General features: G+C 60.2%; 25 protein-coding genes and 1 tRNA gene. 17 read left to right on the forward strand and 9 right to left on the reverse strand.

The features are described 5' to 3' along the window. Positions 1–72 precede the first annotated feature (72 nt). The 5 genes from bamA (at position 73) to Q0837_RS03960 (ending at position 5,000) form a co-directional block, all read left to right on the forward strand. On the forward strand, positions 73–2,820 hold the full coding sequence (gene bamA / locus Q0837_RS03940) for an outer membrane protein assembly factor BamA (RefSeq protein ID WP_298465551.1): 2,748 nt from the start codon (positions 73–75) through the stop codon (positions 2,818–2,820). Beyond that, entirely contained in the window at positions 2,820–3,515 is a 696-nt protein-coding gene (locus tag Q0837_RS03945; RefSeq protein WP_298465553.1) for an OmpH family outer membrane protein, read from the forward strand. The genes bamA and Q0837_RS03945 overlap by 1 nt, the downstream gene beginning before the upstream one ends. 33 nt (positions 3,516–3,548) lie before the next feature. Next, complete coding sequence (gene fabZ / locus Q0837_RS03950; protein ID WP_298465555.1) at positions 3,549–4,028, forward strand: 3-hydroxyacyl-ACP dehydratase FabZ; 480 nt, start codon at positions 3,549–3,551, stop codon at positions 4,026–4,028. A gap of 331 nt (positions 4,029–4,359) precedes the next feature. Next, positions 4,360–4,584, forward strand: a complete 225-nt coding sequence (rpmE, locus tag Q0837_RS03955) for a 50S ribosomal protein L31 (protein ID WP_298465556.1) — start codon at positions 4,360–4,362, stop codon at positions 4,582–4,584. Between the two features lie 89 nt (positions 4,585–4,673). After that, positions 4,674–5,000: a multidrug efflux SMR transporter gene (locus tag Q0837_RS03960; RefSeq protein WP_298465558.1), complete on the forward strand. Its 327-nt coding sequence runs from the start codon at positions 4,674–4,676 to the stop codon at positions 4,998–5,000. 7 nt (positions 5,001–5,007) lie between these two features. Here the strand turns inward: Q0837_RS03960 and Q0837_RS03965 are convergent, their stop codons facing one another. Together Q0837_RS03965 and Q0837_RS03970 are read right to left on the reverse strand one after the other, a co-directional pair. Next, positions 5,008–5,550, reverse strand: coding sequence for an MOSC domain-containing protein (locus Q0837_RS03965; protein WP_298465560.1), 543 nt, complete (start codon positions 5,548–5,550; stop codon positions 5,008–5,010). Continuing rightward, entirely contained in the window at positions 5,547–6,185 is a 639-nt protein-coding gene (locus tag Q0837_RS03970) for a 2OG-Fe(II) oxygenase (RefSeq protein WP_298469758.1), read from the reverse strand. The genes Q0837_RS03965 and Q0837_RS03970 overlap by 4 nt, the downstream gene beginning before the upstream one ends. 228 nt (positions 6,186–6,413) lie before the next feature. Here Q0837_RS03970 and Q0837_RS03975 point away from each other — a divergent pair. From Q0837_RS03975 to Q0837_RS04025, 11 genes are all read left to right on the forward strand, one after another. Continuing rightward, positions 6,414–6,490, forward strand: a tRNA-His gene (locus Q0837_RS03975). 64 nt (positions 6,491–6,554) lie between these two features. Continuing rightward, entirely contained in the window at positions 6,555–7,619 is a 1,065-nt protein-coding gene (locus Q0837_RS03980; protein ID WP_298465562.1) for a Glu/Leu/Phe/Val dehydrogenase dimerization domain-containing protein, read from the forward strand. A 110-nt stretch (positions 7,620–7,729) separates the two neighbouring features. Next, positions 7,730–8,494: a heme ABC transporter permease CcmC gene (gene ccmC / locus Q0837_RS03985; RefSeq protein WP_298465564.1), complete on the forward strand. Its 765-nt coding sequence runs from the start codon at positions 7,730–7,732 to the stop codon at positions 8,492–8,494. Beyond that, complete coding sequence (ccmD, locus tag Q0837_RS03990; RefSeq protein WP_298465565.1) at positions 8,494–8,634, forward strand: heme exporter protein CcmD; 141 nt, start codon at positions 8,494–8,496, stop codon at positions 8,632–8,634. Before ccmC ends, ccmD begins: the two co-directional genes overlap by 1 nt. After that, a complete protein-coding gene (gene ccmE, locus Q0837_RS03995; protein ID WP_298465567.1) occupies positions 8,631–9,110 on the forward strand; it encodes a cytochrome c maturation protein CcmE in 480 nt (159 codons plus the stop codon). Before ccmD ends, ccmE begins: the two co-directional genes overlap by 4 nt. 15 nt (positions 9,111–9,125) lie before the next feature. Continuing rightward, positions 9,126–11,123, forward strand: a complete 1,998-nt coding sequence (locus tag Q0837_RS04000; protein ID WP_298465570.1) for a heme lyase CcmF/NrfE family subunit — start codon at positions 9,126–9,128, stop codon at positions 11,121–11,123. Then, positions 11,123–11,647 (forward strand): DsbE family thiol:disulfide interchange protein, encoded by a 525-nt coding sequence (locus Q0837_RS04005; protein ID WP_298465573.1) that lies wholly within the window; start codon positions 11,123–11,125, stop codon positions 11,645–11,647. Before Q0837_RS04000 ends, Q0837_RS04005 begins: the two co-directional genes overlap by 1 nt. After that, positions 11,647–12,075 carry a cytochrome c-type biogenesis protein gene (locus Q0837_RS04010; RefSeq protein ID WP_298465576.1) on the forward strand — a complete coding sequence of 143 codons (429 nt, stop codon included), beginning with the start codon at positions 11,647–11,649 and terminating at the stop codon, positions 12,073–12,075. Before Q0837_RS04005 ends, Q0837_RS04010 begins: the two co-directional genes overlap by 1 nt. After that, on the forward strand, positions 12,072–12,716 hold the full coding sequence (locus Q0837_RS04015) for a tetratricopeptide repeat protein (RefSeq protein ID WP_298465579.1): 645 nt from the start codon (positions 12,072–12,074) through the stop codon (positions 12,714–12,716). Before Q0837_RS04010 ends, Q0837_RS04015 begins: the two co-directional genes overlap by 4 nt. 160 nt (positions 12,717–12,876) lie before the next feature. Further along, positions 12,877–14,802, forward strand: coding sequence for a potassium transporter Kup (locus tag Q0837_RS04020; RefSeq protein ID WP_298465581.1), 1,926 nt, complete (start codon positions 12,877–12,879; stop codon positions 14,800–14,802). Positions 14,803–15,336: 534 nt separating this feature from the next. Next, a complete protein-coding gene (locus tag Q0837_RS04025; protein WP_298465583.1) occupies positions 15,337–15,591 on the forward strand; it encodes a cold-shock protein in 255 nt (84 codons plus the stop codon). Between the two features lie 366 nt (positions 15,592–15,957). Here the strand turns inward: Q0837_RS04025 and Q0837_RS04030 are convergent, their stop codons facing one another. The 6 genes from Q0837_RS04030 to Q0837_RS04055 form a co-directional block, all read right to left on the reverse strand. Continuing rightward, on the reverse strand, positions 15,958–16,446 hold the full coding sequence (locus Q0837_RS04030; protein WP_298465585.1) for an SET domain-containing protein-lysine N-methyltransferase: 489 nt from the start codon (positions 16,444–16,446) through the stop codon (positions 15,958–15,960). Between the two features lie 397 nt (positions 16,447–16,843). Continuing rightward, entirely contained in the window at positions 16,844–17,635 is a 792-nt protein-coding gene (locus Q0837_RS04035; RefSeq protein WP_298465587.1) for an inner membrane-spanning protein YciB, read from the reverse strand. Beyond that, on the reverse strand, positions 17,635–18,558 hold the full coding sequence (ftsY, locus tag Q0837_RS04040) for a signal recognition particle-docking protein FtsY (RefSeq protein ID WP_298465591.1): 924 nt from the start codon (positions 18,556–18,558) through the stop codon (positions 17,635–17,637). The genes Q0837_RS04035 and ftsY overlap by 1 nt, the downstream gene beginning before the upstream one ends. Continuing rightward, entirely contained in the window at positions 18,555–19,727 is a 1,173-nt protein-coding gene (locus Q0837_RS04045) for a MiaB/RimO family radical SAM methylthiotransferase (protein ID WP_298469760.1), read from the reverse strand. Before Q0837_RS04045 ends, ftsY begins: the two co-directional genes overlap by 4 nt. A 14-nt stretch (positions 19,728–19,741) precedes the next feature. Further along, on the reverse strand, positions 19,742–20,551 hold the full coding sequence (gene dapF, locus Q0837_RS04050) for a diaminopimelate epimerase (protein ID WP_298469763.1): 810 nt from the start codon (positions 20,549–20,551) through the stop codon (positions 19,742–19,744). 55 nt (positions 20,552–20,606) lie between these two features. Continuing rightward, positions 20,607–22,271 (reverse strand): EAL domain-containing protein, encoded by a 1,665-nt coding sequence (locus tag Q0837_RS04055; RefSeq protein ID WP_298465594.1) that lies wholly within the window; start codon positions 22,269–22,271, stop codon positions 20,607–20,609. Between the two features lie 175 nt (positions 22,272–22,446). Here Q0837_RS04055 and Q0837_RS04060 point away from each other — a divergent pair, with 175 nt between their 5' ends. Next, positions 22,447–22,857, forward strand: coding sequence for an EVE domain-containing protein (locus Q0837_RS04060; RefSeq protein WP_298465599.1), 411 nt, complete (start codon positions 22,447–22,449; stop codon positions 22,855–22,857). Here Q0837_RS04060 and Q0837_RS04065 read toward each other — a convergent pair. Continuing rightward, the gene (locus tag Q0837_RS04065) at positions 22,854–24,539 is read right to left on the reverse strand and encodes a thiamine pyrophosphate-binding protein (protein ID WP_298465602.1); all 1,686 of its coding nucleotides are present in this window, start codon (positions 24,537–24,539) and stop codon (positions 22,854–22,856) included. The two genes, Q0837_RS04060 and Q0837_RS04065, sit on opposite strands and share 4 nt — an antisense overlap. Between the last annotated feature and the right edge of the window lie 100 nt (positions 24,540–24,639).

Raw genomic sequence — 24,639 nt, forward strand, 5'->3', positions numbered from 1 at the left:
AGAAGCGCCCGCGGGGAGGCGTGCCCAAAGGCCGGGCGTAGTGAAGACGGGTTAGACGGGAACTATAACTTCATGAATCGATGCAGCGCGGCAGACGGTCAGTCTGTCACTCCCCATATCGCAACTTCGGCAACTGGCACGAACGCTCGGCGGTTAGCCGCCGCGTTGACCTGCGGGTCGATGCTTGCTGGCGTTCCTTTTGCAGCTTTCGCGCAAGACGAAGCCCAGCCAGAGGCGACGACCACCCAGCCAGCTCCTGCACCGGCGCCGGCTCCCGCGCCAGCTCCAGTCGACAACACCATCCGGACGATCAGTGTCGCCGGGGCCGAACGGCTCGAACCGACCACCATCCTGAGCTACATCCGTCTGCGGGTGGGCCAGGAATACACCTCGGTCGCTGCCGACCAGGCGCTCAAGGATCTTGGCGCGACAGAGCTGTTCTCGAACTTCTCGATCCGTAACGATGCCGGCAATGTCGTCATTACGGTGACTGAAAACCCGGTGATCAACCGCATCGTTCTCGAAGGCAACAAGCGGCTCGACAACGAAAAGATCGTCCCGGAAATCAAGCTCGCGCCGCGTCAGATATTCACGCGGTCGAAGGTCCGCGCGGACGTTGCCCGTATTATCGAGCTTTACAAGCGCCAGGGCCGGTTCGCCGCGTCGGTTGAACCGAAGATGGTGCAACTACCGCAGAACCGCGTCGACGTCGTGTTCGAGATCAGCGAAGGGCCGAAATCCAAAGTCCGGCAGATCAACATCATCGGCAACGAGAAATTCTCCGATGGCGAACTGCGCGGTGAAATGGTGACGAAGCAGGCCCGCTTCACCCGCTTCTTCAGCTCCAACACCAGTTATGACCCCGATCGTCTGGCATTCGACCAGCAGAAGCTGCGCCAGTTTTACCTGACCGAAGGCTATGCCGATTTCCGCGTCGTATCAGCGGTGGCTGAGCTTACGCCGGATCAGAAAGACTTCATCATCACCTATGTGGTGGAGGAAGGCGAGCGCTACAAATTCGGTGATGTCGAGGTCGACAGCCAATTGCGTGATTTTGACAGCGACTCTTTGGGTGCGAACCTGCCGATGGGGACCGGTGACTGGTACGACGCCAAATCGGTCGAAGACACTGTCGAGCAGCTTTCCGAGCTTGCCGGGCGCTTTGGTTACGCATTCGCCGACGTTCAACCGCGTTTCAGCCGCAACAAAGACGACCTCACGATGGACATCACGTTCATCCTGCGACAGGCGCCGCGCGTCTATGTCGAACGGGTTGATGTAAACGGCAACACGCTGACGCAGGATAAGGTGATCCGCCGGGAATTCCGCCTTTCCGAAGGTGATGCATTCAACTCACTTGGCGTCCAGCGGACCACTGCGCGCATCAACTCGCTGGGCTATTTCCAGGAGAATTTCGAGGTCAATCAGGTCGAAGGCAGCGCGCCAGACCGGATCGTGCTCGAAGCGAATGTCGAAGAGCAGCCGACGGGCGAGTTGCAATTCTCCGCCGGCTTTTCATCAATCGAGCAGTTCATCCTTGCGGGCAGCATCCGGCAGCGAAACTTCCGTGGACGCGGCCAGACCATCGGTCTGAGCCTAAACTATTCGCAGTTCTCGCGGCAGGCGCAGATCAGCTTCACTGAACCGTATGTGTTCGACCGCAATATCTCGGCCGGGATCGACATTTATCGCCGGGATTTCAACAGCTTCAACTTCACCAACAATGATCGCAACACGACGTTTGAGCAGGCCACGACCGGCTTTGGTATTCGCGTCGGAGTTCCGCTGACCGAATTCATGTCGCTGGTTGGCAGCTACACACTCAACTACGATGATGTGAGCCTCGACGAGAACCTGTTCTTCTCCGACTTGAACGGTGATGGCATCACGGAATGCGATCCGCTGCTTGCAGGCCGCTTCCTGTGCGATTCGCTAGGAGAGCGTTTGAGCTCGATTGTCGGTCTCAGCCTCAACTACAATTCACTCAACTCGCGCCTGCGTCCAACGCGTGGTCGGACTGTTTCGCTCAGCACCGAATTTGCCGGGCTCGGCGGCGATGTGCGCTACCTCCGTTTCCGTGGACGCGCGCAGCAGTTCTGGAATGTCGCGAATAGCGGTTTCATCTTCTCGCTGCTCGCAGAGGGCGGCACCATTCTCCCGCTTCAGGATCGCGGTGGTCCGGATGTTGAGGACATTCTCCTCACCGACCGGTTCTTCCTAGGTGAGCCACAATTCCGGGGCTTTGACATTCGCGGTGTCGGTCCGCGTATCCTGACTCAGCCTTATGTGCCGGATGAAAACGGGGTTCCCGTTCCGATCACCGATCGTCAGTCTGTGCGCGACGATGCGTTGGGTGGCCGCAATTACTATCTCGCACGCGCCGAGATTGAAATTCCGCTCGGCACCGGCGCGCGCGAGCTTGGCCTGCGCCCATCTATCTGGGTCGATGTCGGCGCCCTTTGGGGTATCGATCAACCCATTCTGCAGGATAACCCGACGGGAATTCAGCAGACTGATGGGAACGGCAATCCGATCTTCATCGAGATTGTCGACAATGGCGATGGTACAACCAGCCAAATCGCGACGATCAATCCGATTGCTGCTGATGGTGTGACGGCCAACGTGCCAAACATTCGCGCCAACAGCGCCATTCGCGAAGTCTTTCTCGGCAACTCGCCGTCCCCGCGTGTCACTGCTGGCATCGGGGTAAACTGGAACTCGCCATTCGGGCCGTTCCGCATCGATTTCGCCCAGACGATCCGCAAGGTCGCGGGTGATGACGATAAACGCTTCACGTTCAATGTAGGAACTCAGTTCTAATGAAACTTTTTGCCAAATCGCTCGCCATCGCGAGCCTTTCGCTTTGCGCGGCTGCCGCCGTGCCTGCCGCTGCTCAAGTTGAAGGTCGGTTCGCGACACTCGATATTGGTCGTGCTGTGATCGGCACAAGCGCACTCCAGACCGCTTACCAGCAGGTCCAGACGACCTATTCGGCGCAGATCGAAACCCGCCGGACCAAGAGCCAGGAGCGTCAGACGCTGCTTCAGGGCTTTGACACCAATGGCGACAACGAAGTGAATGACGCCGAGCTGCAGGCTGCGCAAGCAAGCCCGCAATTCGCGCAGCTTCAGACGCTTGAGGCTGAAATTCAGCAGCTCAGCAATCAGATCGACGCTGGCCGGATCTTCGCGATCGAGGAAATCCTCAAGCAATATCCCGCAGCATTGCAGGAAGTCGTGACGCAGCAGCAGGTCCAGATGGTTATGGCACCGAACACGGTTCTGTACGCCCCGCCTGCGGCAGACATCACTCAGCAGATCACCACATCGCTGAATGCTAAAGTCCCGCAGGTTGGCATTGTGCCGCCAGCCAATTGGCAGCCTTCACGTCAGGGCGTGCAACTGTTCCAGGAAATCCAGCAGACGCTCGTCACAGCGCAGGTTCTACAGCAACGTCAGCAGGCCGCTCAGCAGCAACAACAGCAGGGCAACGCACAGTCACCGCAGGGCCGGTAAGGTCTGGGGTTGGACAAACGGGGGCAGGGTAACATGAGCGATCAGGCGTCATCATCGGAGCCAATTGTGGACTATGACATCCACAAGATCCTGAAAGCCCTGCCGCACCGCTATCCGCTGCTACTCGTTGATCGGGTGAAAGAAATTCACCTGAATGAGCGCATCCATGCGGTGAAGGCCGTGAGCATGAACGAGGAGTTCTTTCAGGGGCATTTCCCCGGCGCTCCTATCATGCCGGGTGTGCTTCAGATCGAAGCGCTCGCGCAGGCAGCGGCCATTCTTGGGATTGAGACGCTTGGGTTGGCGGGAACCGGCAAACTCGTGATCTTCATGGGTATCGACGGAGCCAAGTTTCGCGCGCCGGTGACGCCAGGTTGTCTGCTCGACCTCGAAGTGGAGTTCCTCCAGCAGCGCCGCACGATCTACAAGTTCAAAGGCCGTGCGAGCGTCGAAGGCAAGACCACGTGCGAGACAGAGTTTACCGCAATGATTGCGGACCCGCCGGAGAGTTGATTTCCGCTCGCCATCCGGCGTGCGATCTCCTCGCTCACGCGACCTAAAGGTCGCATCGCTGCGGGCGCCCAGTCGGGCTTGCGAACCCTTTCGGGCTCGAACTCGTGCGGAATTGGTGAATTGTTGGCGGAGCACGGCTGCATAGCAGCCGCAAGGGCGACCGCCCGTCCGCAGCGCCGAAGGCGCGAGGATATCGCGCGCCGGAGGGCGTGCGGACCACAAAGACTCACTCGTTGGGGTTGCCATTTGTGGCAATCCCAACTAAGCGCGCCGCTTCCCAATTCAACAGCGCATCCGGTCGGAACCGGTGGAAGCTACGAAGGACAGTACGATGAAAGCCGAAGGGCATCCCGAATATCACATGATCACGGTCAAGATGACCGATGGCACCGAATTTCAAACACGCTCTACCTGGGGCAACGAAGGCGAGACCCTCGCTCTCGACATCGACCCGACCAGCCACCCGGCATGGACCGGTGGTAAGCAGCAGCTTCAAGAAGGTGGCCGTGTTGCCGCGTTCAACAAGCGCTTCGGCGGGCTGTCCCTGAAGAAGTAAGCGCGCTTTCAGAGCAATCCAAAAAGGGCGGTCCTGCGGGGCCGCCCTTTTTCGTTGCGCGACAAAGGTCGCCAGCTATCCTCCTTGTCATGAACGCATGGATTTTCCTCGGCATCGCCATCGTGCTCGAAGTGACGGGCACCTTCTTTCTCAAGCTCTCGAATGGGTTCGAGAAGTGGCAATGGGGCATGTTGTCGATGGCATGCTACGGCGCGTGTTTCTGGATGCTTGCCCCAGCGATGAAAGTTCTGCCTGTCGGGGTTGTCTACGCGATCTGGTCCGGTGTCGGGATTGTCGCAATCACCATCATCGGGCTGTTTGCATTCGACGAGCGCCTCAGCGCGTTGCAATTCGCTTTTATCGGGATGATCCTGATCGGTGCCGTGGGCCTCAATCTGACAGTTCAGCACGGTTGAGCGACCGTTACACTCGTTCAAGGGGTATGTGCAGCCCACTAAGGCTTTCCACTGTGATTGGGTCACCGGGTCGAACCATGCCGCTTGAGACGGCGACCGTCATGATCCCTGCTTTTCGCACGATGCCCTGATCGGTTTTGTTGACGACATGCTTGAGAAGCCCCGGAGCAAAATCATCGATCTGACCGCAAGGATTGCGAAGTCCCGTCACACGAAGCACGGCGTCGCCACCGATTTTTAGCAGCGTATCGCGGCCAAGCGACAGCAAGTCGATGCCGCGCGTGGTGATGTTCTCACCCAGGTCGCCGGGCTGAATTGAAAAACCGCTTTTTCCCAATTCGTCGAACAATTCGGAATGGATCAAATGGACTTGCCGCAGATTGGGTTGTGCCGGGTTCGCCCGGACGCGCGATAGGTGCTGCACTTTCTCACCGGCATGCACGTCTCCGGCAACACCGATTCCAGCGACGATCTCAATTGTCTCTGCGAGCGATTTGGAGAAACGGTGTTCGCCGTCGCGAGCGACTGCCTGCACGGACGGGGAATTCATTCCCATCCCCACGGTTTCTCGCGGTACCATTTGGTGATCACGTATTTCAGACCCTTACGGACCTTCATGCCGTGATGCAGCGTCGCGGGATTGACGCTGCCATCGGGGCTGCGGTTGTTCCAGCACAGCAGCTTGCCCGGCTCTGGCTTAAACGTCTTGTTGATCGCCTTGAACCGGGTCGCGCCGCCAGCTTCGACGTCATTGAGATAGATCATAAAGGTCCAGGTGCGCTGGCCTGCAACTGAACAGAACTTTTCGTAGTCGGGGCCTCCGGGCGTGAAATAGTCGGTATGCGCCTTGAATTCCTGTCCCATTTCGTATCGCTGACCCTGCACCGGTTCGCCATAGGTCGGGTCGATCTCATTCAGGTTCGCCAGCAATGTTTCAAGCTGCTCCACTGCGGGCTCGGCGGGGTCGAGATCGCAGGTTTCGCTGGTGCGGAAATAATCGTCGCCATTCGGATCAGCGACGGTCGAAGGACGGCGATCCTTGTCGATCAGGCGGATCAGTTCGGATTGAAGTTCTGCGTCGACGAAACGCTTGAACTGAAACAGTTCGATCTTGGGGCTGGGCACGCGCTGCATCCCGGCACGCGATGCCAGCAAATCGGAAGAAGAATCGCCCGGTGCCACCATGATCATCACGATACGGGTGGCGCAGCCTGACGCAACCCATCGGGTGAGCGCGAAATAATCTTGCGCGCGAACAGCGAACAAGCAGTTTTCGCTTCCCTTGAAAGGCGCTTTGTGCAACAGGCTCGCGCCGCTTGAGAGTGCCCTTGACCGGGGCGGGATCAAGCGTAAACCGCCCCCCTTGCGCGGACTTGGCAGTGACCATGTGGTTGTGTTGGGACGGGGCGTGTGGCGATCGTAGCTCAGTTGGTTAGAGCGCCGGTTTGTGGTACCGGAGGTCGGGGGTTCGAGACCCCTCGATCGCCCCATTTTCCCCAATCAATCCAAACGGTCGATCCGGCCACGCCGCAATTATTGTGAGGCGTTTGGCGTATGACCGCATTTTGGACCGAGCCTGATTTCGACGACCACGAAATGGTGCATTTCGTGCATGACCGTGCGAGCGGGCTGACGGCGATTATCGCGGTGCATTCTTCGCATCTTGGTCCGGGTGCTGGCGGCACGCGGTTTTGGCACTACCCCAATCCCAAGGATGGACTGCGCGATGCGCTGCGCCTGTCACGCGGGATGAGCTACAAGAACGCGATGGCCGGTCTGCCGATGGGCGGGGGCAAGGCAGTCATTATCGCCGATGAGGACAAGGCCAAGACACCCGCCATGCTCGCCGCCTTTGGTGATGCAGTGGAAGGGCTGGGCGGTCGCTATGTGACAGCTGAAGATGTCGGGATCAGCGAAGCGGATATGGTCGCTGTCGCTGAACGAACTTCCCATGTTTCCGGGCTGCCTGCTTCGGGCGAAGACGCTGCCGGCGGTGATCCGGGCCCATTCACGGCGATCGGCATCTACCACGGGATCAAAGCAGCGGTTCGCCACAAGCTCGGCAAAGACAGCCTCGAAGGCGTCCATGTGGCCGTTCAGGGCACGGGCAGTGTCGGCGGCGGAGTGGCAAAGCTGCTGGCGCAGGACGGCGCCAAACTGACACTGGCTGACATGCACGCCGACAGGGCAGCAGACCTTGCTCGTGAACTTGGCGGTCAAACTGCCAGCGCAGAGGCGATCATGAGCGTGCCCTGCGACGTGTTCAGCCCCAACGCGCTCGGCGCGATCCTCGACGATGAAGGTATTGCACGGCTTGATACCCCGATTGTTGCAGGCGGCGCGAACAATCAGCTTGCCCGCCCTGAGCATGGTCAGGCCCTGTTCGAGCGCGGCATCCTGTTCGCGCCAGACTATGTGATCAATGCTGGCGGGATCATCTCGGTTGCGACCGAATACCTCGCGCGACGCGACGGAACTCCGGGCGATATCAACGAGGTGCGCAAGCGGCTCGCGCAGATCCCCGGGCGGCTTGAGGAAATCTGGCAGGAAAGCGATTCTAGTAAGGTTTCGCCAGATGTCGTGGCGGATCGGATGGCGCAGAAGCTGATTGGGCGTTAGGCCCACTGCCAAATCCATGCTGCATTTGTGTCTGATGCAGCGACGCTTGCATGCTTTGCGCCCTTGCGGGGCGCGGCGGGGACACTAATAGACCTTAGCAAGGCCCCGACATGCATATCTACGCCAACCCCACCCGGTTCTTGTCACTCGCGAAGTGGCTCACACCGCTGTGTCTGTGGACCGGGCTGCTGCTGTCTTTGGGAGCGATTGGCTGGGGACTGACGATGGTCCCGGCCGACCGGCTGATGGGCGACAGTGTACGCATCCTGTTCATCCATGTGCCCAGCGCATGGCTCGGCATGGGCGGCTGGGCTGGGCTGGCCATTGCCAGCGCCGCGCTGCTCATTTGGAAGCATCCACTCGCCGGCATTGCCGCGCGGGCTATGGCGATGCCGGGTCTGGTGTTTACTGCTATTTGCCTCGCCACAGGATCAATATGGGGACGCCCGACCTGGGGTACCTGGTGGGTGTGGGACGGGCGGCTGACCAGCATGTTGGTGCTGCTGTTCCTCTATGCCGGATACATTGCGCTGGCGCAGGCAACAGCGCGCGAAGGCGGCTCGCCCAAAATTGCCGCGATCTTTGGATTGGTCGGCGCGATCAATATTCCGATCATCAACCGCTCTGTCGTGTGGTGGAACTCGCTTCATCAGCCGCCCAGCATTACAGTCGGTAAGAGCGCGATCGACCCGGTGTTCCTGTGGCCACTACTCGCTGCTGTAATCGGCTTCTCGCTGTTGTTTGGCGCGGTCGTGCTGATGCGGATGCGCGCGCTGATCGCGGAGGCACAGGTTGAGGCACGCCTGCGCCGCCGCGCGCTCGACGATGATGCGCCTGTGCAGACAGCCTCGGGCCAAATGGCGGGGACAGCGTAATGCGTGAGGCGCTCGATCATTGGGATTTCGTGCTGGCTGCCTACGCGATCGGCCTCGTCGGGCTGGGCGCGCTTGTCCTGTGGAGCTGGCGCAGCATGCGCAGCGCCGAGCAGCGCCGTGACGAGGTGAAACGCCGATGAGCGATGCGGCTCCGATCAAGGCCAAACATCAAAGGCTGATGCTCGTGGTTCTCGCGCTCGTTGCCATCGTTGCGGCGGGACTGATTGCGACTTGGGCGCTGCGCAATCAGGCGAACTATTTCTACCTGCCAGAGCAGATGACGGCGGAGCCGCCCGCTGTCGGTCAGGCGGTGCGATTGGGCGGGATGGTACAGCCCGGTTCGCTCGAAACGCAGGCCGACGGCGTGACGGTTGCCTTCGTGGTCACCGGCAACGGAGCCAGCACCGTGCCGGTGCGCTACAGCGGCATCCTGCCTGACCTGTTCGTCGAAGGATCTGGCGTCGTCGCCGAGGGCAGCCTGCAAGCCGACGGTACATTCCTCGCGACCAACCTGCTGGCAAAGCATGACGAGAACTACGTACCAAAGGAGCTTGAAGGGCTCGAAGGGCACAATGCGGCGGACACGGTTGCCGAAACCACTGTCGGCCTCGATTAAGGGCGCGCTGGCGGCATGATCGCAGAAATCGGCCTCGCTGCCCTGTGGCTTGCAACGGCGCTTGCTGTTTTGCAGCTCCTATCCGGTGCGCTGGCCTTGCGCACTGGAGAGGGCGAAAGCTCACCTATCGCGATCTATGCCCGGCCTGCAGCGGTGGTGCAGGCGGTGCTGGCGACGTTGGCCTTCGTCATGCTGCTTTACGCTTTCGCGATCACTGATCTGTCGATCAAGCTGGTCGCGACGAACTCGCATTCGATGAAGCCGTTCCTTTACAAGATCACCGGCACTTGGGGGAACCACGAGGGTTCGATGCTCCTGTGGGTGGCAGTGCTTGCGCTGTCAGGAGGATTGCTCGCAGGGGCTGAGAAGCGCCTGTCCGAGCGCACGATGAATGCAACGCTCGCAGTGCAAGGGTTTGTTGCGCTCGGTTTTTACGCCTTTCTGCTGCTGAGCTCGAACCCGTTCGAGCGGCTGCCGACTCCTGCACCAGAGGGTGTCGGGCTGAACCCGTTGTTGCAGGATATCGGCCTCGCGCTGCATCCGCCGACGCTTTACATCGGCTATGTCGGGCTTTCGGTGGCATTCAGCCTCGCCATGGGCGCGCTGATCACGCGGCAAGTCACGCCGGAATTTGCGCGCGTTATGAGGCCTTGGGCACTCGGCGCATGGGTGTTCCTGACGCTCGGGATCACCGCTGGCAGCTATTGGGCTTACTACGAGCTGGGTTGGGGCGGCTGGTGGTTCTGGGACCCGGTTGAGAACGCCTCGCTAATGCCGTGGCTGGCTGCGACCGCATTGCTGCACTCAGTGAGCGTGCTGGCAGCACGCGATGCGCTCAGGACCTGGACGATTATGCTCGGGGTGCTCGCATTCTCGATGAGCATGCTCGGTACGTTCCTCGTCCGCTCGGGGGTGTTGACCAGCGTCCACGCCTTTGCCGTCGATCCGGAGCGAGGGACCTTCATCCTCATTCTTCTAGCGCTCTATATTGGCGGGAGCCTTGCGATTTTCGCCGTGCGAGCAAGCTCGGTCGCCGAAGGCAAGCGATTCACCGCGACCAGCCGCGAAGGCGCACTGGTGTTCAACAATGTGATGCTGTCAGCGATCTTGGCGATCGTCCTGCTCGGCACGCTCTACCCACTGCTCACCGAGGCATTCGATGTGCGCGTGTCGGTTGGGCCGCCCTACTTCAATCCGGTTGGTGCCGTCTTCGCGATCCCGATGTTCATGGTGATGGCGGTCGGCCCACTGCTGCGCTGGAAGTCCGACAAGCCGGGCAGGCTCAAATTCGAACTCGCGGTAGTCGGCACCATCTTTGTGGCTGTCGCTGGTCTCGTGGCGGTGCTCGGCAATTACGGACTGCTGCCGCTCCTTGGCTTGGCATTGGCAGCGGCGCTTGCCATCGCGGCTTTCTTGCCATTGCGGGGGCGCAAGCTCTCGCGCGTTCCTACAGCGGTGTGGGGCATGGTTCTGGCGCATTTCGGTGTCGCTGTGGCTCTGTTCGGTATGGCCAGCGAAAGCGCGTTTACACAGGAGCGGCTCGCGGCTCTTACGGCTGGCGAGCAAACGACCGTCGGTGAGTGGACGGTCAGTCTTGATAGCGTCGACCCAGTTGCTGGCCCAAACTGGACTGCGCTCGAAGCGCGCCTTGCGGCCGAGCGCGGCGGAGAGCCGGTTACACTTACACCGCAATCGCGGAGTTTCTGGGCGCCATCGCAAGCCACTAGCGAGGCCGCTCTGCTGACTACATGGGATGGGCAGCTGTATGCAGTGATCGGCACCACTGCTGGCGAGACAGACGATGGCACACAGCGCTGGCAGATCCGGGTGTGGTGGAAACCGTTCGTGACCTTCATCTGGTACGGCGGGCTGTTGATCGGGCTCGGCGGGATACTGGCGATCTTTGGCCGTGTGAGCACCGACTTGCGGCGGCGCAAGGCCGTGCAACTCGGCGATGAGCGACGCGCCGAAATGGATGCCCTTGAAGCCGACAAGACTGCGGAGATGGTCTGATGCGCCTGACCTATTCGATCCCCTTGGCAATCTTCCTGTTCATCCTCGGTCTGGGCGGTTTCATGCTGACCCAGCCCAAAGACGATACAATTCCCTCGGCGATGATATCCAAGCCGCTGCCCGAGTTTGCGCTCGAGCCTGCGACCGGAGGCGTCGAAGGCGCATCGCGGGCCGATTTTGTCGGCGGCGAGCCGAAGCTGCTGAACATCTGGGCGAGTTGGTGTCTGCCTTGCATTGCCGAAGCGCCGCAGCTCGAAGCGCTGAAGGAAGAGGGCGCCGAAATCATTGGCATTGCGATCCGTGACAAGCCGGAGGACGTCGCCGAATTCCTCGGTCGCTGGGGCAACCCCTACACCCGCATCGGCGCCGACGACATCTCTTCCCTGATGATTGAGATCGGCGCATCGGGCGTGCCGGAGACCTATGTGATCGATGCGGCGGGCAATATTCGGTATCAGCATATCGGCGATATCCGCGAAGAACACGTGCCGCTGCTGCTCGAGAAACTTGAGGAAGCGCGGTGATGCGGACGTTGTGGTTTGCCATTCTCGCAGCTTTCGCGCTTGCTGTTCCGGCGGCAGCTCAGGACGATCTGCCGCCCGCCCCCTATGCTTACACCCAACTCGAAGACCCGGCGCAGGAAGCGCTCGCTCTCGAACTGATGGAGACGCTCCGCTGCCTGACTTGCCAATCGCAGAGCATTGCCGATAGCGACGCTCCGATGGCGGGCGATATGCGGCATCAGGTGCGCAGCCGCATCGCGGCCGGTGAAAGCCCCGAAGCGGTCCGTGCGTGGCTGATAGAGCGCTATGGCGACTATGTCAGCTACTCGCCCGAGGTTAGCGCGAGCACTTGGCCGCTCTTCGCCATACCAGTCATCCTGTTCCTGATCGCAATTTTCGTGCTTCTCCGCCGTCTAGGCAAGCGGCGCGGCGATAGCGAGGTCGCATGACCGGCTGGCTCATCGTGATCCTTTTGGCAGCGCTGGCCTTTGTTATCGGCGCAATTATACTTCGCTTGCCGCGAGAGGGATGGACACTATTTGCCGCAGCGCTGGTGTTCGGGCTGGCTGGATACGCCTGGCAAGGCTCGCCAGATCAGCCTTCCAGCCCCAAACCCGAACAGTCGCGCTCCACCCAATCGGGCGAGGAGATGGTCGAAGCACGGCTCCAACTGTTCGATGAAGTGGCTCCCAAACCAAATTATCTTGTCACCTCCGATGCCTTCGCCCGGCGCGGCCAGTTTGGCGATGCGGCGGGTCTGCTACGCCGCGGACTCACTGAGAACCCACAGCACCTCGAAGGCTGGCTCGCGCTAGGCATTGCATTGGTCGGTCATGCCGATGGCTCTGTCACACCCGCAGCGCGTGAAGCCTATGACCGGGCCAGCGCAGTCGATCCGAACAATCCTTCGCCGCAATTCTTCCTCGGCTTTGCCTATTTGCGCAGCGGTGAAGTGCGCGAGGCGCGGGCGGTTTGGGGCGAACTGCTGAATAATTCTCCCGAAGACGCACCGTGGCGGCCGGACATTGCCCGCCGGGTCGAAGCGCTCGATCAGATGATTGCCAACGCGCCGATGCTCCAAGGGCGTTGAGCAAGGCTGTTGAGCATGTTGTTGCAGGCGCGAACGCTCGGTGCTAGTGGCCGCGACCTTGCGGCGCATTACACGTTTGGCCGCATTCGGGGGCGCGAACTCAGCTTAACAAAAGCGGGCTCGTGAAGGGCAGTACCGGAGATCGGGAAATCCAATTGGCATGAGCGACACTTCAACAACACCGGCGCATCAGCCTCCCACCGGAGGCAAGAGCCACAGCGCGTCCAAAACCGCGCTGGCGGTGGGTGCGATCGGTATCGTCTTTGGCGATATCGGCACCAGCCCGCTTTATGCCTTCCGTGAGACATTCGTCGGCCCGCACCCGCTTGCTTTGGATCAGGCGCATGTGCTCGGGGTGATCAGCCTGATTTTCTGGTCAATGACGCTGGTTGTGGCGATCCAGTATGTCACCATCCTGATGCGCGCCGATAACAAGGGGCAGGGCGGTTCGCTCGCTCTCGTCGCGCTGATCTCCAGCCAGCTCAACAAGTCGAAATATGGCTGGGTGGCATTGCTGCTCGGGGTGTTCGCGACCTCGCTGTTCTACGGCGACAGTATGATCACGCCGGCGATTTCGGTTCTGTCCGCGGTCGAAGGTTTGACGGTGGTGGACGAAGGCCTCCAGCGATACGTCATACCCATCGCGCTCGGACTCCTCGTGTTCCTGTTCGTGCTGCAAAAGCGCGGGACGGCGAAGGTCGGGGCGCTCTTCGCCCCGGTGATGATCGTCTATTTCACAGTCATCGCGGCGCTGGGGACATGGCAGATCATCCAGACGCCGACGATCCTGTGGGCGCTCAATCCATATCACGCGGTCAATTTCTTCGTCCTCGATGGATGGCTTGCGTTCCTCGCGCTCGGCTCCGTGGTGCTCGCTGTGACGGGTTCTGAAGCGCTCTACTCCGACATGGGACACTTCGGCCGGGGACCAATGCGACTGAGCTGGTTCGGCTTTGTCATGCCTTGCCTGCTGCTCAATTATTTCGGTCAGGGCGCCATGGTGATCGGTCTTCCGCCCGAACAGGCCGTCGAGGCAATTCAGAGCCCGTTCTTCTTCCTTGCATCTGAGGAGTGGCGTCTGCCGCTCGTCCTGCTCGCCACTGTCGCCACCTTCATTGCCAGCCAGGCGGTGATCTCCGGCGCGTTCTCGATCACGCATCAGGCTATCCAGATGGGCTATATTCCGCGCCTCTCGATCCGCCACACCAGCGAGACCGAAGGCGGCCAGATCTACATTCCCGTGGTCAACTGGGCGCTGATGGTCGCGGTGATCATCCTTGTCCTGACTTTCCAGAACTCCTCCAACCTTGCCAGCGCCTACGGTATCGCGGTCACGGGCGCAGTCACCATCGACACGCTGTTGATGGCGGTGCTGCTGGTCGGCGTGTGGAAATGGAAGTGGTGGTATGCCGCGCCCGTCGTTCTGCTGTTCCTGATCGTCGACGGAGCCTATTTCGCCGCCAACCTCACCAAGGTGCCCGAGGGCGGCTGGTTCCCGCTGATGGTCGGCTTCATCGCCTTCCTGCTGCTCACCACCTGGGCGCGCGGCCGCAAGCTGATGCGCGAGCGGATGAGCGAGGTCGCGCTGCCGATGGAAATCTTCGCCAAGTCGGCCAAGAACTCCGCCCTGCGTGTGCCCGGCACGGCGATCTTCATGGCCAGCTCGACCGCAGGCGTGCCGTCCGCGCTGCTCCATAATATCAAGCACAACAAGGTGCTGCATGAGCGCGTCGTGATCTTGACTGTCGATATTCAGGACGTGCCCTATGTCGATCCGGCCGAGCGCTGCGAGTATACCGACATGGGCGATGGCTTCTACCGCGCGGTCCTCCACTACGGCTTCATGGAAGAGACCAACGTGGTTGAGGGCCTCAAGAACATGGACCGCTGCGGTGGCGAGTTCGAGATGATGCACACCAGCTTCTTCCTCTCACGCCAGACACTGCTCGCCAGTGACAAACCGGGAATGCCGATCTGGCGCGAGAAGATTTTTGCGTGGATGCTGAGGAACAGCGCGAGCGCGATGGACTTCTTCAAGCTGCCGACCAACAGGGTGGTGGAGCTTGGGAGCCAGGTGGAGATTTGAATTCTATCGTCATCCCAGCGGAGTTGTAGACGGCCAGTGGCCAATGCTGGGATCTCGGGTAACAACCGCTGAGGTGAGCGGCCCTAGACCCCGGCTTTCGCTGGGGTGACGAAGGAGCAAAGTTGACACAATTGACACCGTGTCAGCCGCCGATTTCGATCATTTCTATATACGTTTCAATAATTTGAGACGAAAAAGCGAAGTTGACACTTGTCCAACTCGAAACGTGTTTTGGGATGCGATTGTCAAAGAGCCGCGCGGAGTATGGCGCGGGTTGAGCGAGTAGGAAAATCTTTTGATCAGGTGTGGTTTTTACGTCCGCTCTCGGCGCAATTGCAAGCATAGGCGCTACCCGCAAACAAAGCGCCATACTGCGATTGTAATCTTCGCCTCCCATAGCCATCTAAGGTCTAGCTACCAGTCGCAATCGACGGTCACTGCTTCCACAATCGGAAGCCCTTTCCTTCAGTTCCGCCTCCTAGTCGCAGCCGGGTCAATTCTGGCGCGCTGCACACTCGTTCGAAGGAATGACGCATGACACATTTTGGCAAGATCAAGAGCTACGACAGCAGCGTGGGCAGTGGCTCAATCACCCCTGAAAAAGGTGGCGACGCACTTCGGTTCAAGAAGGCGGACCTCCAGCAGGAGGGACAGATGCCGAAGGTCGATCAACGTTTCAGTTACGAAACCAGCGAAGTCGACGGCGGTAAAAAGCATGCCGTGAACCTGCAGCACCAGCAGGGCGACGGACAAGACCAGAAGGAACAGGCCAGCCAACAGCAGGGCTGACGCCGAACAAGCAGGGCCGGGAGATTAACCACTCCCGGCTCACGCAATGCAGGGTGCATCTGCAACGACGCGACCCGAGGAGATATTGAGGCCAGTTGCCTTTCTGTCTCTGACTTTAGCCTCCGTCGCTAGTCGACGGGGGCTCTTTTTCGACCTGGGAACGCTGATTGCGCGCCTGAGCCAGAGCATCCCCAAGGTTTGTGTAGCGGTAAGCGCCTACCCGATAGCTTCCAACCAGCGTTAGAATAATGCCCATCCCACGAAGCTCGGCCATGTCTTTTGCCAATGCCTCACATTGAGAAACATCTACTCCCCCGTCTTCACCCAACATGTGGGGGTGGCAGCGCGGAAGGAAATTGTCAGAAATCATGATGTGTCCATCCTATGAAGGTTCAAAAGCTCGACATCCATCTCGATAAGGTAGGGCGCGACGAAGCCAGCGTAGTCATTCTTGCGTTGCTGAGGCAGATCTTTCCAGCCGGTGATCGAGCCGCGGCAGTTCGCTTGCCCGCAGGCGCATGGACCGGGGAAATGTTCGATCAGGTAGTTGCGCATTGCATAGTCATATGTGGCTTCATCTTCGGCGGCGATGTCGCCCATCGCGACAATGTTATGGCCGCCGGATTCATTGAGCACGATGCCGCAATTCGGATCGCACGAGTGATTGAACTTGGAGCTCAATCCCTTGTGGAATCCGAATTTGGTCTTGCTGATTTGTGAGGCATGCGAATGGTTGCTGATCGGTCCGCCATCGAGCACACCCACATAAAGAATGTCGCCTTTGATGAATGATCCCAGGGCAAAAACGCCTTGGCCGCGACCATGGGCCGTTCGCTCCTCGATAACAGTGGTCATGTGAAATTCTCAGTCGGCAATGGCGTGGTGAGACCAGGAGCGATTGGCTCTGATCTTTGCGACAGGGTACTGCGCGACGCCGAGCTTCTGGCGGGCTTCTTGAAGCGCGGCCTCATGATGATTGACGCAGCCGCGCTGCGGAGCCCGGGCTCCTGCCGTTGCGGCATTCATCAAAGCGACTTGGTGGTCGTAAAGAAGTCTGTTGAGGCTCAACTCGCGTTCTCCCTAATGCGGGAGCGCAATTGTCTCTCAGTCGAGGGGGCGCATTAAGACGTGCTCTCGATCTTTAACAGATGGTGATGACGATAATGCTTTTCAAGCAGTGAGCCATCAGAACGTGTCTGTGATCCCGGCGCGCTGGAACCTGCGCTCCCCACCCCAAAAAGTCACAGCAAACTCACCCTGTCGGCGGTTCGTCCTTCAGCACATCGTCCTCCTGTCCGACGTCGAGCCCATGCTTCAGCAGCATCGGGATCTGTGTGAAGGTGAACAGGAAGGTCAGGGGCAGGAACACCCAGAATTTGGCCCATAGCCAGCCTTCGAAGCTGAGATAGGCGCGCAGGCCTTCGTTCAGCCCCGCCAGGACAAGGAAGAAGAAACCCCAGTTGCGCGACAGTTTTAGCCAGCCTTCGTCGGTGAGGCCTTCGAACGCCGCCTCTAGCAGGATCTTGAGCAGCGGTTTGCCCATTCGCCATCCGACCAGCAGCGCGACGCCGAACACGGAATAGATGATCGTGGGCTTGAGCTGCACGAACACCGGATCGCCGAAGAAGATCGTCAGCGCGCCGAAGCCCACGATGAGTGCGGTCGAAAACCACAGCATCGGTGAGACTTTACCGAGCCGGAATTTTGAAATCAGCAGGGCGGCGACCGCGGCGACCATGAACGCGCCGGTGCCATTGATGATGGCGACCAATTCTCCTGCGGGGTTGGGCTCGTCAGGCGCAGTGAAGCGATAGACCGCGAGGAACACCAGCAGTGGTCCGTAGTCGACCGCCACGCTGAGCCAGGAAGAACCGGCCTTTTTCGCATCGGATGGTCGCTCTGTTTCAATTCGCCCTTCGACAGGCTCAGGACGAGCGTTGTCCTTAGTGGCTTTGTTCAACCCCGCTCGTGCTGAGCCAGTGGCGCTTTGCGCCGTCTTCGACTCCGAAGTGCGAGCGCTGGCCTGGTCTTTTTCGTAAGCCATCAGGCCACTCCTGCAATCACGCGCGCCACCAGATCGGGGTCGAACGGGCGCAGGTCTTCCATTTTCTCACCGACGCCGATCGCATGGATCGGCAGGCCGTATTGTTCGGCTGCTGCGACGAGTACGCCGCCGCGCGCGGTGCCATCCAGCTTGGTCATGATCAGCCCGGTTACGCCCGCCACTTCCTTGAACACGTCGATCTGTGACAGCGCGTTCTGGCCGTTCGTGGCGTCGAGCACCAGCACCACGTCATGCGGTGCCTCTTCGTTCAGACGCCCGAGAACGCGGCGGATCTTTTCGAGCTCGTCCATCAGCTCGCGCTTGTTCTGGAGGCGGCCAGCGGTGTCGACGATCAGCGCGTCGATCCCGGTATCGGTTGCCTGCTTGACCGCGTCATACACGATCGAGGCCGGGTCGCCGCCTTCGGGGCCGCGCACAAGGTCCACTCCCGCACGCTCGGCCCATGTCGCGAGCTGTCCAATGGCTGCGGCGCGGAACGTGTCGCCGGCGGCGAGCAGAACTCCGTAATCGTCTTCGGTAAAAAGATGCGCGAGCTTGGCGATGGTGGTGGTCTTGCCCGAGCCGTTGACGCCGATCACGAGTATCACTTGCGGGCGAGGGAAGGCGACCACTTCGAGCGGTTTGGCGACCGGTCGTAGGATCTCGGCGATCTCTTCGGCGACGGCCTCTTTCAGCTCCTGCTCGGTGATTTGCAGGCCAAAGCGTTTTTCCGACAGCTTGGCGCGAATGCGCGCCGCGGCGGACGGGCCAAGGTCGGAGATGATCAGCGCGTCTTCGACATCGTCGAGCGTTGCATCATCGAGTTTGGCAGTGCTTACGATACCCGAGAGGTTCGACGAGAGCCGGTCGGACGTCTTGCTGAACCCTCCGAAGAGGCGCTGGCTCCAGCTGTTCTCGCTCATCTAAGCAGGCCTTCCTCAACTGCGCGCACGGTCATCGCGACCAATTCGCCTGCTTGAGTGCCATCGGGCAGCTTCACGCGGGCATAGTTGGGCGCATAGCCGCTGCCATCGCGCTCGGCGAGGACGGGCAGGGTTTCGCCCACAAGGCTGTCGAGCCATGCGGTTCTGACCTCGGCGACCGCGGCGCGAAGTTCGGCCGCACGAGCCTTGATCACGGCGCGATCAAGCTGCGGCATCCGCGCGGCTGGAGTGCCGGGGCGGGGGGAGAAGGGGAAGATATGACCGTGCACGATATCAAGCGCGCGAATGATCGAGAGGTTTTCGGCGTGGTGCTCGGACGTTTCGGTCGGAAAGCCTGCCATCAGATCAGCTCCAACGGTAATCTCAGGCCGCTGCGCCTTGAGGCGTTGAACAAGGTCCACCGCATCGGCGCGCAGATGGCGGCGTTTCATGCGTTTGAGGATCAAGTCGGCCCCATGCTGAAGCGAGAGGTGCAAGTGCGGCATGATGCGAGGCTCGCTGGCGAACAGCTCGAACAGCCGATCATCGATCTCGATCCCGTCGAGCGAGGACAGCCGCAGCCGGGCGAGGGCGGGGAAGCGGTTCAGTATGGCTTCGACGAGTGTCCCAAGCGGCGGCGCATCGGGCAGATCGTGGCCCCATGACGTCAGATCGACTCCGGTCAGCACCACTTCCTTCGCGCCCAGATCGAGATGCTGTTCTATCTCACGCAGAGCATCGGCAATGGGCAGTGAGCGGCTCACACCGCGCCCCTGCGGGATTACGCAGAACGTGCAGGCATGATCGCAACCATTCTGCACCGCGATAAAGGCGCGGGTCTTTGTCGGCGCAATCGGTGCTTCGGTCGCAGGAATGTTCCAGACGCGCGGATCGAGTTTGCTCTGGTTGGCGATCAGTCCGTCAACCTCTGGCATTGCGCCGAGCTGTTCGCGCTCAATATCTGCGGCGCAGCCCGTCACCAGCAGGCGCGCGTCCGGGCGAGCGCGGCGGGCCTTGCGGATCGCTTGACGCGTCTGCCGCACGGCTTCGCTTGTGACGGCACAGCTGTTCACGACCACAACGTCGCCTTCATCGGCCAGCATGGCGCGCATGCGCTCGCTTTCGGCGATGTTGAGCCTGCATCCCAAGGAGATAACTTCGGGCGATATGACTTCGGGAGCGCTCACGAGTAATCGTCCCACTCGAACGTTCCTCGAAAGGCTTCGGTCGCGGGGCCGGTCATGCGGATCGACCCGCCTTGCGCCCATTCAATCGTCAGATCGCCGCCGGGTAGCGTGACGGTCACCGGGCTTTTCGCGATGCCCTTGCGGATCGCTGCCACCGCAGTGGCGCAGGCACCCGTGCCGCATGCGCGGGTCAAGCCAGCGCCCCGTTCCCACACGCGCAGCGAAAGATGATTGTCCGCAATCACATGCGCCACATTCACATTCACGCGTTCGGGGAAGAGCGGGTCTTCCTCGATCTCCGGGCCGATGTGCTGGAGATCTATGTCGGGCGCTTCAGGCGTAAAGAAGACTACGTGAGGATTGCCGACATTCACGGCCATGGGATTCTTAAGCGGTCCCCAAGAAACAGGCATGGAGGCGGTATCCATCGCATAGTCGAGCGGGATTTCTTGAAATTCGAACTTTGGCTCGCCCATGTCGACGCTTGCGCCGCCATCCGCCGGTTCCAGTTCGATAATACCGCCTGCGGTCTCAACTTTCGCTGGCTTCCCATGCAAAAGTGCCACCGCCCGGCTCGCATTGCCGCAGGCTTCCACCTCGCCGCCGTCGGAATTGAAAATGCGCATGCGGAAATCGGCCGCGCTGCTCGGCTCGAGGAGGATCAACTGGTCGCAACCAATCCCCTCACGCCGGTCGGCGATCCTGTACGCTACCTCTTCGGAAATGTCGGGCACGGCATTTTCGCGTGCGTCAAGCACCACGAAGTCATTGCCGAGGCCGTGCATCTTGATGAAGGGGACGCGCATTATGAGGCGCATCTATGCACGCGCCCGCCTCGCGTCTAGCCCCGGACTTGCGCGCTTACTGGCTGGCGCGGATGCGCGCGAGCGACGGTTCTGGAAAGATGTGGGTGGTTTCTTCGGGCTCGCGGTAGACGCGTCGCTCGACCAGTTTGCCCAGTGGGCGCAGGCGATTGCGAACTTCTTCGGCGGTTTCCGGACGCCCGTAGAGATACCCTTGGCCCTTCAATTGGCCCATTTCCTTGAGCGAGGCGAGGATCTTCTCGTCTTCGATACCCTCAGCAGTGATCGGCATGTTGAGGCCTTCACCCAGCGAGATGATCGCATCGACAATGGTAGAGCTGCCTTCGGGATTGCTGAGTTCGCCAACGAAACTGCGATCGATCTTGAGCCGGTCGAATGGCAGCGAACGCAGCTGCTCAAGGCTGGAATAGCCTGTGCCGAAATCGTCGAGGCTGATCCGGACGCCTTGATTGCGCAGGCTGGTGATCATCGACCGGACAAGGCCGACATTGTCGTGCAGGCAGCTTTCGGTGATCTCGATTTCGAGCCGCTGCGGCGGCAGCCCCTGTTGCACGAGCAGCTTGAGCAGCTTTTGTGCAAACCACGGATCACGCAATTGCACCGGCGAGATGTTGATCGACAGCGTGAGCGAGTCTTCCCATTCGCACGCATCGGTGAAGGCCTGGGCCATCAACTGATCGGAAATCTCGCAAATGACGCCGATTTCCTCGGCGATCGGAATGAAGATTTCGGGGCTGACCAGGCCCAGTTGCGGCGACTGCCAGCGAGCGAGCATCTCAAACCCGACCAGTTCGCCGGTGTGAAGATCAACCTGCTGCTCATAATAGGGGACGAATTCGGCTTCGGCGAGGCCGCGGCGAATGCCTGTTTCGAGCTGATTGCGGAAGCGCAGCTCGTTTTCCATGGTCGGTTCGAACCAGAAAAAGCGGTTTTTGCCCTGCTTTTTGGCGTGATACATCGCGATATCGGCGCGGTGCATCAGTTCGCTGGCATCAATGGCGAGCGGATTGGGGCTTTCGTCCTCCAGCTCGGTCGCGACCCCGATCGACATCGTGGCGTCGATGGTAATTTTCTCAAGCTCGAACGGGATTGCGGCCTGTTCGAAAAAGCGGATGATCAAGTCGTCAATGCGCTCAGGCGCAGATTTGTTGAATGGCACAACGATGCCGAATTCGTCGCCGCCCAGACGTGCGATGCGCGCCTGCTTCGGCAATTGACCTATCAGCCGCTCGGCCAATTGCACCAGCACGGCATCGCCAATGCCGTGGCCGTGCATATCGTTGATCTGCTTGAAATTATCGAGATCGACCATGATGAAGGCGACCGCATCGCCCTTCTTGGCGGCGGAAGCGCGGAGCTTTTCAGCGGCATCCGCCATGCTGCGACGGTTCAGGCAGCCGGTTAGCGGGTCGATTTCCGAAAGCTTGCGCGCATGTTCTTCGGCGCGTTTGCGTTCGGAGATTTCGTGAGTGAGCTGGCGGTAACGGCGCCAGCCGAAGATCACGAGAGCGATGTTCAGGAGCAGGGCGTTGACCAGCAAGTGGTTGGGTCCGGTGCCAATGCCAACCAATGATCGAAACACGCCTGGAAGCACTGCGCTACCTGTTGCAACAAACAACAGGATAGCCGCGGTGGCGATCCCGAGTGCGATCAGGTCACGCTCGGCACTGCCAAAGCGGTTTTTCGGTTTTGTTTCTGTCACCTTGATCGAAACTCGCCGCGAGCGGCCTGCCCCCCAATAGAAATCAATCGAGCACTGTCTGGGCTAGATGCCTAAAAATCGGGTTAATCCTTTGCTATTGCGTGCAAGAGGGGTGGATGCAGAGCACTCGCTTGCGCTAATCGAGCCCTAATTCGCAAACAAAGGAGCGTGCCCCGTGGCCAATTACTGGTTGGTGAAATCCGAACCGTTCAAATACAGCTGGGACGATCTCGTCGCCGAGGAAGAAGGCGTTTGGGACGGAGTTCGCAATCATTCGGCAAAACTCAATTTGCGCGCGATGGAAGTGGGCGATGAGTGTTTTTTCTATCACTCGCGCGAAGGATTGGAGATTGTTGGCGTTTGCGAAGTGACCGTCGCGGGCATTCTCGACCCGACCGATGAAACCGGCAAATGGGCCGCGGTGAAGGTCAAACCAAAGCGCAAGTTCGACAATCCTGTGACGCTGAAACAGATCAAGGCCGAACCCAAGCTCGCGGATTGCGAGCTGGTGCGGCTCTCCCGCCTATCGGTCGCGAAGATCAAGCCCGATGAGTGGAAGCTGATCTGCAAAATGGCGGAAGGTTAGGTCCTCGCTCTCAATCCGCTGATCGTCGCGCCGCTGGCGGCGAGCTGTTCGATATCGATCTTTAGATGAATCAGTCGCAGGCCTTTGCGGGATTGTGCTTCGGCAAGGGCAACGGTGAACTCATCGGTGGTTGAGACGGTCGCGGACCAACCGCCATACGCTGCGCCGAGCGCTGCGAAATCGGGGTTGGCGAGCTTGGTTGCCGATACCCGTCCCGGATATTCGCGCTCTTGATGCATTCGAATCGTGCCATAGGCGCTGTTATCGACGACGAGCACGAGCAGGTTTGCGCCGTACTGCGCTGCGGTCGCGAGCTCCTGTCCGTTCATGAGAAAATCGCCATCACCTGCGACGGCAACAACCTGTCGATCGGGATGGCGCAGAGCGGCTGCGACTGCGGCTGGAACACCGTATCCCATCGCCCCGGCTGTCGGTGCAAGCTGGGTCGGCAGTCCTTCGTAGCGCCAATAGCGATGCCACCATCCCGCGAAATTGCCCGCGCCGTTGCAGATGATGGTGTCGGCTGGAAGCGTCTTTCGCATCGCCGTGACGCAGGCGGCCATATCAAGCGCGGGCGGGTTGTCCGATGGCGCGTGCGTGGCCCAACTCTCCCACTCAGCATGCGCCTCAGCCCCGGCATCGAACGGGATAACGGTGTGATCCTCCCAAAGGGCCGCCGCTTCGGCGAATTCATCGACCGCGCAGCACAGGGACAGTTCGGTTAGGTAGACGCGGCCCAGCTCTTCCGGGTCAGGGTGGACGTGGACCAGCAATTGTTCAGGGTGGTCGGGGAGCGGGAAAGAATATCCATCCGTTGTCGCCTCCCCAAGCCGAGCACCCACCGCGAGCACGAGATCGGCGTTCTTCACTCGCTCGACGAGTTTGGGATTGGGACCGTAGCCGAGATTGCCCGCATGGACGGGCGAGGACGGGCTGATGGCATCCTGCCGCCGGAATGCAGTTGCAACTGGCAGGCCGATGTTCTCGGCAAAGCTCTGGAAATGCTCACGCGCTTTGGCGTTCCAGCCAGCGCCGCCAATAATCGCAATCGGGCTTGCGGCGTCGGCAACCAATGCGAACAGCGCCTGCATGGCGTCCGGGCAAACGGCCTGGGCAGGACGGGTGACCATAGGGCGTGGTTTGATTGCCGGATCGACCGGATCGCACAACATGTCTTCCGGAAGGGCAAGCACCACCGGGCCGGGGCGACCGCTGATCGCAACCGAATAGGCACGGGCGATGTATTCCGGGATGCGCGCAGCATCGTCGATCTTGGCTGCCCATTTGCATATCGGACCGAAGAATGCGGGGAAATCGACTTCCTGAAAGCCCTCGCGATCTCTCATCCCCCGATCCACGTCACCGACAAACAGGATCATCGGCTGCGAATCCTGATGTGCGACATGCACGCCGATGCTGGCATTTGTGGCGCCCGGTCCGCGCGTGACGAACGCGATGCCAGGCCGTCCCGAACCAGCAGCGTTTAGCGCTCCGTCTGCGCATGCCATGAAGGCAACGCCGCCTTCCTGACGGCAGGTAATTGTTTCGATGTCGGACCGTTCATGCAGCGCATCAAGCACCGCGAGGAAGCTCTCGCCGGGCACGGTGAAGATCCGGTCCGTCCCTTGCTCGGCAAGGCAATCGACCAGCAATTCTGCTGCGCTTCTCGTGGTTTCGGCCAAGACAATTCCCTCCGCTCAGGCCCTATAATCAGGCACAGCGCGCTTAGCGCCGCACGCCCTGGTAGGCAAACGCTGCGGCGCTACCCAAGCTGGTTAACCG

It is taken from the genome of uncultured Erythrobacter sp. (assembly GCF_947499705.1).
GTDB lineage: Bacteria > Pseudomonadota > Alphaproteobacteria > Sphingomonadales > Sphingomonadaceae > Erythrobacter.